This is a genomic window from Variovorax sp. E3 (assembly GCF_016082275.1).
GTDB lineage: Bacteria > Pseudomonadota > Gammaproteobacteria > Burkholderiales > Burkholderiaceae_C > Variovorax.
The window spans coordinates 19611-28914 of the sequence record NZ_MOWM01000095.1; the positions used below are offsets into that span (position 1 = coordinate 19611).

At 69.2% G+C, this 9304-nt stretch carries 7 protein-coding genes and 3 pseudogenes; 7 read left to right on the top strand and 3 right to left on the bottom strand.

What is annotated here, in order from left to right:
- Positions 1-11: 11 nt before the first annotated feature.
- Genes BMG07_RS26520 through rbsD form a run of 3 tightly spaced genes read left to right on the top strand, consistent with a single transcriptional unit; the run spans position 12 to position 2478 of the window.
- On the top strand, positions 12-1121 hold the full coding sequence (locus BMG07_RS26520; protein WP_198087047.1) for a LacI family DNA-binding transcriptional regulator: 1110 nt from the start codon (positions 12-14) through the stop codon (positions 1119-1121).
- On the top strand, positions 1118-2089 hold the full coding sequence (gene rbsK / locus BMG07_RS26525; protein WP_198087048.1) for a ribokinase: 972 nt from the start codon (positions 1118-1120) through the stop codon (positions 2087-2089). The genes BMG07_RS26520 and rbsK overlap by 4 nt, the downstream gene beginning before the upstream one ends.
- Complete coding sequence (rbsD, locus tag BMG07_RS26530; protein WP_198087049.1) at positions 2086-2478, top strand: D-ribose pyranase; 393 nt, start codon at positions 2086-2088, stop codon at positions 2476-2478. The genes rbsK and rbsD overlap by 4 nt, the downstream gene beginning before the upstream one ends.
- Before the next feature lie 22 nt (positions 2479-2500).
- Here rbsD and BMG07_RS26535 read toward each other — a convergent pair whose 3' ends face one another.
- Positions 2501-3382 carry an MOSC domain-containing protein gene (locus BMG07_RS26535; RefSeq protein ID WP_198087050.1) on the bottom strand — a complete coding sequence of 294 codons (882 nt, stop codon included), beginning with the start codon at positions 3380-3382 and terminating at the stop codon, positions 2501-2503.
- 131 nt (positions 3383-3513) lie between these two features.
- Here BMG07_RS26535 and BMG07_RS26540 point away from each other — a divergent pair.
- The 3 genes and pseudogenes from BMG07_RS26540 (at position 3514) to BMG07_RS26550 (ending at position 7267) form a co-directional block, all read left to right on the top strand.
- A pseudogene (locus BMG07_RS26540) lies at positions 3514-4640 on the top strand (FAD-dependent monooxygenase).
- A 58-nt stretch (positions 4641-4698) separates the two neighbouring features.
- Positions 4699-5420, top strand: a pseudogene (locus tag BMG07_RS26545) (DsbC family protein).
- On the top strand, positions 5420-7267 hold the full coding sequence (locus tag BMG07_RS26550; protein ID WP_198087051.1) for a M61 family metallopeptidase: 1848 nt from the start codon (positions 5420-5422) through the stop codon (positions 7265-7267). The pseudogene BMG07_RS26545 and the gene BMG07_RS26550 overlap by 1 nt, the downstream one beginning before the upstream one ends.
- A gap of 6 nt (positions 7268-7273) precedes the next feature.
- Here BMG07_RS26550 and BMG07_RS26555 read toward each other — a convergent pair whose 3' ends face one another.
- Complete coding sequence (locus BMG07_RS26555; RefSeq protein WP_198087052.1) at positions 7274-7858, bottom strand: DUF2325 domain-containing protein; 585 nt, start codon at positions 7856-7858, stop codon at positions 7274-7276.
- A 61-nt stretch (positions 7859-7919) separates the two neighbouring features.
- A complete protein-coding gene (locus BMG07_RS26560; RefSeq protein ID WP_198087053.1) occupies positions 7920-8255 on the bottom strand; it encodes an SMR family transporter in 336 nt (111 codons plus the stop codon).
- Between the two features lie 96 nt (positions 8256-8351).
- Between BMG07_RS26560 and BMG07_RS26565 the strand changes: the two are divergent.
- Positions 8352-9130, top strand: a pseudogene (locus tag BMG07_RS26565) (enoyl-CoA hydratase).
- Positions 9131-9304: the final 174 nt, after the last annotated feature.

The window sequence follows — 9304 nt, forward strand, 5'->3', positions numbered from 1 at the left end:
GAACACAAGAAATGGCCACCATCAAGGACGTCGCGCTGAAAGCGGGAGTCTCCGTCACCACCGTGTCGCACGTGGTCAACGACACGCGCCACGTGAGCGCCAAGGTGCGCGAGCGCGTGGAGCTGGCCATTCGCGAGCTGGGCTACGTGCCCAACGCGATGGCGCGAAGCCTGAAGAGCAACACCACCTCGACGCTGGGCATGCTGATTCCCAACAGCTCGAACCCGTACTTCGCCGAGATCGTGCGCGTCGTGGAAGACCGCTGCTTCGGCGCCGGCTACACGCTGGTGCTGTGCAACACCGACGACGAGCCGCACCGCCAGACCGTGTACCTGCAGGTGCTGGCCGAGCGCCGCATCGACGGGCTGATCGTGGTGCTGACCGGCACCGGCGACGACGACGCGCTGGTCAAGCAGCTGCACGGCCTGCGCGTGCCCACGGTGCTGGTCGACCGCGAGATCGCCGACCCGACCTGCGACCTGGTGGAAACCGCGCACATGCAGGGCGGCCTGCTCGCGGTGCGCCACCTGCTGTCGCTGGGCCACAAGCGCATTGCCTGCATCGGCGGGCAGCCCGGCGTGATGCCGAGCGAGCAACGCATCGAGGGCTGGCGCATGGCGCTGGCCGAAACCGGCGCCACGCCCGACATTGCCAACGGCAGCGCATTGCTGTGGCGCGGCGGCTTCACGAGCCAGGGCGGCTACGAGGCCATGCACGCCATTCTGCGCACCGAGCAGAAGCCGTCGGCCGTGTTCGTCTGCAACGACCTGATGGCAATCGGCGCGCTGCGCGCCGCGCATGAAAGCGGCGTGCGCGTGCCCGACGACCTGTCGATCGTCGGCTTCGACGACATCGAACTCTCGGCCTACACGAGCCCCCCGCTCACCACCGTGGCGCAGCCCAAGGAGCGCATCGGCGCGATGGCGGTCGACATGCTGCTCGAGCAGGTGGGCGGCAAGCGGCGCGAGGCACGCAAGGTCGTTTTGCAGCCCGAGCTGCGGGTGCGCGCCTCGACCGCGCGCCACGCCAGCTTCCGCGAGGCCACCGTGCCCGCTTTGCCTACATCGCCCATCGCCAACGAAACACCGTCAACGGAAACCCGAAAGTCCCGCACCCCGTGAGCATCCAGCCCTCTTCTTCCAGCAGCAGCAACGCGCCGGCGCCACGCATCGTGGTGCTCGGCAGCCTCAACATGGACCTGGTGCTGCGCGTGCCGCACGCCCCCGCCGCGGGTGAAACCCTGCTGGGCCATTCCATCGCCAACATCCCTGGCGGCAAAGGCGCGAACCAGGCCGTGAGCTGCGCGCGCGAAGGCGGGCAGGTTCAAATGATCGGCTGCGTCGGCAACGACGCCCACGGCACCGCGCTGCGCGATGCACTCGGGCGCGACGGCATCGACACGGCCGCGCTGCGCACCGTGGCCGGCGAGCCGACCGGCACCGCGCTGATCCTCGTCGAGGACAGCGGCCAGAACCGCATCGTGATGATTCCCGGCGCCAACGCCAAGGTCGAGATCGACGAGGCCGCGCTGAAGCAGCAGCTGCAGGGCGCCGCCTTCCTCGTCACGCAATTCGAGACGCCGATGGACCAGGTCGCGCGCGCCATTGCCGTGGCGCACGGCGCGGGCTGCAAGGTGCTGCTGAACCCGTCGCCGGTGCAGGCCATCGCCGAGCCGCTGTGGCCCCGGATCGACACGCTGGTCGTCAACGAGATCGAGGCGCAGACGCTGTGCGGCCAGTCCGCCGACAGCCCGCAAGAAGCCGCCGCGGCCGGCCAGGCGCTGCGTGCCAAGGGCATTGCGCGCGTGGTCGTCACGCTCGGCTCGCGCGGCGCGGTGGCGGTCGATGCCGACGGCGCGCGCCACCACCCCGCGCCGAAGGTGCAGGCGGTCGACACCACGGCTGCCGGCGACACCTTCCTGGGCGCGCTCGCGGTCGCGCTGGGCGAAGGCCAGTCCTTCGACGAGGCCGTGCGCCTGGGCATCCGCGCCGCGGCGCTGTGCATCCAGCAAGCCGGCGCCCAACCCTCCATTCCGCAGCGCGACGCCGTGCTGCGCAGCCCCCTGCCACCCGACTGGATCACGCTGTGAAACGCACCCCTTTGCTGCACGCCGAACTGTCCCACCTGATCGCCACGCTGGGCCACGGCGACATGCTCGTGCTCGGCGACGCCGGCCTGCCGATTCCCGACGGCCCGCGCCGCATCGACCTGGCCGTGGCGCGCGGCGTGCCGCAGCTCACCGACGTGCTGCAGGCCGTGCTGTCCGAAATGCAGGTCGAGGGCATCGTGGTGGCCGACGAGGCCGTCGGCGACGCGAAGAAGCTGCCGGGCTGGTACCCGCAGTCGCTGGGCATCGCGCCGCAGACGGTGTCGCACGAAGAATTCAAGCGCCGCAGCGCCAAGGCCCGCGCCATCGTGCGCACGGGCGAATGCACGCCCTACGCCAACATCATCCTGATCGCCGGCGTGGCGTTCTGACGCGCCTGCCGGGCGCCGGCAGTCACTCGAACCTGTAGTTCGCCCCCACGGGCTGGCCGACCTTGAGGATGTGCTCCACGCCCTGGATCACGATGCAGTTCATGCCGAAGGTGATGCCGCCGTCCACGCGCGCATCGGCGCGGTAGGTGCGCAGCGTGTCGCCGACCTCGGGGCTGCTGAGCGCGGTGGCCGGGTCGATGTCCGGAATCGGGCAGCGCGTGCAGGGCTTGACGGGGCGCAGCTCGGCCCCGCCTTCGCCGGTCGTGATGTGCAGCGCTTCCACGCGGTCTTCGTCGTGCGACTCCATGCCGGCCAGCACGACGTTCGGGCGAAAGCGCTCGATGCCGACGGCGTCGTGGCCTCCCGCCGCCAGCCGCTCGTTCAACTCTGCCAGCGAACCCTCGCTGGCCACCAGCACGGGATAGCCGTCGGCGAACTGGTTCTCGGCCTCGATGCCGTCGGTCCACTTCAGGCTCGACAGGCGCTTCTGCTCGGGGTCGAAGCGCACCAGCCGCAAGGTCTGCGGCTTGCCGGGCTCCGACAGAAAGTCGCTGAACCACTGGGCGGCGATGTCGCCCATGTCGTAGGCGGCCACTTCGTCCTTCCACACGCGCACCCGCACCGGCTTCTCGACGCGGTCGAAGGCCAGGTGCAGCGCCAGCATGCCGGGGGCGCGCAGCACGACTTCCATGTGCTTCATCTGCGGCTTGATCAGCGCCATGCGCGGCAGCTGCCGCTGGGTGACGAATTCGCCCTGCGCGTCGACCACCATCCAGGCGCGATCGAACTCCAGCCCCGTCTCGGTCAGCAGCATTTCGGGGAGCTCGACGCCGGCACAGGACTTGACCGGGTAGATGAACAGGCGCGCGATGGTGGCTTCGATGTCGAATGCGGGCTGGGACACGGTGGGGTTTCCTTGGGAATCGGCGGCAATGGCGGCGGCAATTGTCCCGTATCGCGGCGCCCGGAAGACCTTCGTGCCCCGGGGGGCAAGGCGCCGGACGCGGGTGGGCGGGCAACTCCTACAATTGTTTCATGGCCCTCCCCCCAGAAGTTTGCATTCGCGGCGCCGGCATCGTCGGCCGCACGCTGGCCCTGCTGCTCGCGCGCGAGCGTGTGCGCGTCGCGCTGGTGGCGCCGCCGGCCACGCAGGGCAAGGAAGACATCCGCGCCTACGCGCTGAACACCGCCTCGCGCACGCTGCTCGAATCGCTGCGCGCCTGGCCCGACGCCGCCCACGCCACGCCGGTGCGGGAAATGCTCGTGCACGGTGACGAAGGCGGCCGGGTGCAGTTCAGCGCCGCGCGCCAGAAGGTCGATGCGCTGGCCTGGATCGTCGACGTGCCCGCGCTCGAACAGCAGCTCGCCGACGCGGTGCGCTTCCAGCCCCTGATCGAAGTCGTGGCCGAGCCCGTGGCCGCCCCGCTCACCGTGGTGTGCGAAGGCAAGGCCAGCACCACGCGCGAGGCGCTCGGCGTGAGCTACGAAGTCACGCGCTACCCGCAGCACGCGGTGGCCGCCCGGCTCGATGCCGAGCAGTCGCACGACGGCATCGCGCGCCAATGGTTCAACGACAAGGGCGAAGTGCTCGCGCTGCTGCCGCTGGGCGGCACGCACGGCAAGACGGTCGCGCTGGTGTGGTCGGTCGACCAGCTGCGCGCGCCCGCCCTGCTCGCGCAGGGCGACGAAGAATTCAACGCCGCCATCACCGAGGCCAGCCACGGTGCGCTCGGCGCCCTCAAACTCACGAGCGAACGCGGCGCCTGGCCGCTGGCCCGCGCCATCGCCGACCGCTGGACCGGCGCCATGCCCGGCCAGCCGACGCGCTCCTGGGCGCTGGCGGGCGATGCCGCCCACACAGTGCACCCGCTCGCCGCCAGGGCCTGAACCTGGGCCTGGCCGATGCGGCCGCGCTGGCCGAGGTGATCAAGAACCGCGACTACTGGCGCAGCGTGGGCGACGCACGCCTGCTGCGCCGCTACGAGCGCGCCCGCCGCGCCGACGTGCTGCAGATGAGCCTGGCGACCGACGGGCTGCAGCAACTTTTCTCGCACAACCTGGGTCCACTCCCTGCCCTGCGCAATTGGGGCATGCGCGGTTTCGACCGCACGCGCCTCGTCAAGCACTGGATCACGGCGCAGGCCATGGGACTGAAGGCCTGAAGGCCTGCAACCCGCCCCTCATTTCTCGAATTCCCGAATCGAACCAACGGATCTCCCGATGACACTCGCACGCAACCTCCTACTCGCCGCCTGCACGCTGGGCGCGGTCGTGGCCGCCACAGCCGGCGAAGCCGAGATCCGCAAGAACCTGCAGTCGCGCATTCCGCAGTTCCCCGCCATCGACGAAGTCTCGAAGTCGCCGATCGCGGGCGCTACGAAGTGCGCGTGAACGGCTCGCAGATCTTCTATACCGACGAACAGGGCAACTACCTGATCCAGGGCAACCTGATCGACGTGAAGTCGCGCAAGAACCTGACCGAAGAGCGCGTGGAAAAGCTCAGCGCCGTCGCCTTCGACCAGCTGCCGCTGAAGGACTCGATCAAGATCGTGCGCGGCAACGGCAAGCGCAAGCTCGCGGTGTTCGAAGACCCGAACTGCGGCTACTGCAAGCGCTTCGAAAAAGACATGAAGACGGTCGACAACGTGACCGTGTACCTGTTCCTGTACCCGGTGCTGGGCCCCGATTCGAACGTCAAGTCGCGGGACATCTGGTGCAGCAAGGACAAGGGCAAGGCCTGGGGCGACTGGATGGAATCGAGCGCCAAGCCGGCCGCCGCGCCCGCCAGCTGCGACGTGACCGCGCTGCAGCGCAACGTCGAGTTCGGCCGCAAGTACAACATCACCGGCACGCCCACGCTGATCTTCAGCGACGGCACGCGCACGCCCGGCGCCATTCCCGCAGAGCAGGTCGAGAAGCAACTCGCCGCTTCGTCCAGCTGATGGCGGCGACGAAGGCTGTTTCGCGGCGCGCCACCGTGGCCGTGCCTGCCGCGGGCGTGCGTTACCGCGTCGAGTGCGCGGACCTGCACGCCCACCTGTTCAGCGTGACGCTGACCATCGACGCACCCGCCGCGCAGCAGCACGTGTCGCTGCCGGTGTGGATTCCGGGCAGCTACCTCGTTCGTGAATTCGCCAAGAACCTGCAGGGCCTGCGCGCCACGCAGGGCCGCCGCAAGCCGGTGCTGACGCAGCTCGACAAGTGCAGCTGGCAGGTCGAATGCACGCCCGGCCAGCCGCTGGTGCTGCACTACCAGGTCTGCGCGTACGACAACTCGGTGCGCACCGCCTGGCTCGACGCCGAACGCGGCTTCTTCAACGGCACCAGCGTGTGCCTGCGGGTAGAAGGCCAGACCGACGCGCCGCACGCCATGGATATCGTCGCGCCCGCGCTGGCCGACGACGCCGCGCGCTGGTCGTGCGCCACCGCGCTCGTGCCGCTGAAGGCCGACAGGCACGGCTTCGGCAGCTACCAGGCCGCCAACTACGACGAGCTGGCCGACAGCCCCGTCGAAATGGGTGCGTTCTGGAGCGCCGAGTTCGACGCCTGCGGCGTGCCGCACCGCTTCGTGGTCGCGGGCGCCGCCGCCTCGTTCGACGGCGACAGGCTCATTGCCGACACCAAGGCCATCTGCGAAGCCGAAATGCGTTTCTGGCACGGCGACAAGGTCGGCAAGCGCGGTGGCCCGAAGCTGCCGATCGACCGCTACGTGTTCATGCTCAACGCGGTGGACGACGGCTACGGCGGCCTCGAGCACCGGCACTCCACGGCGCTGATCTGCAACCGCCGCGACCTGCCGCAGCGCGGAGAAAAGAAGAAGCAGCCCGAGGGCTACACCACGCTCATGGGCCTCATCAGCCATGAGTACTTCCACACCTGGAACGTCAAGCGCATGCGGCCCGCCGAGTTCGCGCGCTACGACTACAGCCAGGAGAACTACACGCAGCTGCTGTGGTTCTTCGAGGGCTTCACCAGCTACTACGACGACCTGCTGCTGCGCCGCGCCGGCCGCATCGACGACGCGGCCTACCTGCGCCTGCTGAACAAGACCCTCAACCAGGTCATGCAGACGCCGGGCCGGCTGGTGCAGCCGGTGGCCGACGCCAGCTTCGACGCCTGGGTCAAGTACTACCGCCAGGACGAGCAGACGCCCAACAGCACGGTGAGCTACTACACCAAGGGCGCGCTGGTGGCGCTGTGCTTCGACCTCACGCTGCGCCACGAAGGCAAGGGCACGCTCGACGACGTGATGCGCCACCTGTGGACGCACAGCGGCGGCGGGCCGATCAGCGAGGCTGACATTGCCGCCGCGCTGGAAGCCGTGAGCGGCCGCTCGTATGCGGCGGAGCTCGCGCGCTGGGTGCATTCGACCGAGGAACTGCCGCTCGCGCAACTGCTGCGCGCGCACGGCGTCGCTACGCTCGAAGACCCGTCGCAACAGGCGCAGGCACTGGGCCTGCGCGTGGCCGAAACCGGCGGCAGCGTGCAGGTGAAGGTGGTGCTGCGCGGCGGCGCGGCCGAGAAAGCCGGCTTCTCGGCGAACGACGAGTGGATCGGCATCGAACTGCCCGCCGTCGGCAAGAAGGGCCAGCAGCGGCCGGCGCAGGCGTGGCGCATCGCCAAGCTCGACGACCTGGCGCTGTACCTGGGCGATGCGACGAAGTGCACGGCCATCGTGGCGCGCGACCGCAAGCTGATCAGGCTGCCGCTCGTGCTGCCGAGCGGTGCGACGACGTGGCGCCTGTTCGCGCACGACGCCGCCAAGGTGACGGGCTGGCTGGCCAGCTAGGGCCGGCTACACACTTTCAGTCGCGGTGGGGTGCCGCACGAACAGCATCGGCTGCGGCTCCCCCACCAGCACGCAGGGCTTGCCCGTCCTGCGGCAATGGTCCTGCACCCGCCAGTAAGCGCCGTGGCTCACGCAGCCGGTCTGGCAGATCACGAGGTCGGCCGCGCGCAGGCTGGCTTCGAGCGCGGGGTCGTCGGCGTGGTCGCCGCCGTCATGGTGCAGATAGCGGCCGCCGGCGATCTCGACCAGTTGGCGCGCCAGCGACGGCGCGTCTTCTTCGTGGCCGACGCACAGCACGGCCTTCTCGCGCAGATCGGCGGGCACCTCGGGCTGCGCCGGCTTCAGGTGGCGCCGGCTTGCCGGCGACAGCAGCGCATTCAGCCGCTTGGGCAACGCCCCGCCCATGGCCGCGCGTGCCGCCAGCTCTTCGCGCACGATGGCAATGGCCGAATCGCGCGCCACCAGGGCGCCGCGCAAGCGGACGATCTGCGCCTCGAGCCTTTCGACGAGCGCGGCCTGCTCGGCCAGCAGGCGCGAGCAGCGCTCCTGCACGCGGGCATAGGCCCTCAGCAACACGGCATGTTCTTGCATCGGCAACTCCATGCCGGGCATTCTAGATGAGAGCAATTCTCAATTGAAAGCCCTGCCGTGTTCAGTGCGAAACCGACTTCGAGAACACGTTCACCACCACCATGCCCGCGATGATCAGCCCGAGCCCGGCAATGGCCGGCCCGTCGAGCTTCTGCCCGAACCACAGCCAGCTCACCAGCGAGATCAGCACGATGCCCACGCCCGACCAGATCGCATAGGCAATGCCCGTGGGAATGGTGCGCAGCGTGAGCGACAGGAAGAAGAACGCCACCACGTAGCCCGCCACCGCGGCCAGCGTGGGCCACAGGCGGGTGAAGCCGTCCGAGCCCTTGAGGAAACTGGTGGCGATGACTTCGGCCACGATGGCGACGAACAGGTAGGCGTAGTTGGAACTCATGGCGGGCACTCTATGGGAACTTGCACGGCCCTGTCACCCGCCCCGGCCATGCTGGGTATAGTGAAGCGCGTTTTTTCCCCTTCCCCCGGAGACACCATGAGCTACGAAAACATCGAAGTGCGGACCGAAGCAGGCAAGGTCGGCATCATCACCCTCAACCGCCCGAAGGCCCTCAATGCGCTGAACGACGCGCTGATGACCGAGCTGGGCCAGGCCCTGAAGGCCTTCGACGCGGACGATGCCATCGGCTGCATCATCCTCACGGGCAGCGAGCGCGCCTTCGCGGCCGGCGCCGATATCGCGGCCATGGCCAAGTACAGCTTCATCGACACGTACAAGGGCGACTACATCACGCGCAACTGGGAAACCATCCGCTCGATCCGCAAGCCGGTGATCGGCGCCGTGGCCGGCTTCGCGCTGGGCGGCGGCTGCGAGCTGGCGATGATGTGCGACTTCATCATCGCGCCGACAATGCCAAGTTCGGCCAGCCCGAAATCAAGATCGGCGTGATCCCCGGCGCCGGCGGCACGCAGCGCCTGCCGCGCGCGGTGGGCAAGAGCAAGGCCATGGACATGGTGCTCACGGCCCGCATGATGGACGCGGCCGAAGCCGAGCGCGCCGGCCTCGTGAGCCGCGTGGTGCCGTTCGAGAAGCTGGCCGACGAGGCACTGGGCGCGGCGCTGATCATCTGCGGCTACTCGCAGATCTCGGTGATGGCGGCCAAGGAGTCGGTCAACCGCGCGTTCGAAGGCGGCCTGAGCGATGGCGTGATGTTCGAGCGCCGGCTGTTCCACGCGCTGTTCGCCACGGTCGACCAGAAGGAAGGCATGGACGCCTTCCTGAACAAGCGCGCACCGGATTTCAAGAACGCCTGAGGGCGTTGCGCGCTGGCCGCCCCGGTCAGCGCGTGAGCAGCGAGCGCAGCGCGTCGAGCGTTTGCGCCGGCGGTGTGCCCACCAGCGCGGCGCCGCCGGGCTGCGGCGTCCAGCGGACCTGGGCGCCGGCAATTTCCAGCACCGCGACGAGCGTGCCGCCGCGATACAGCGCGA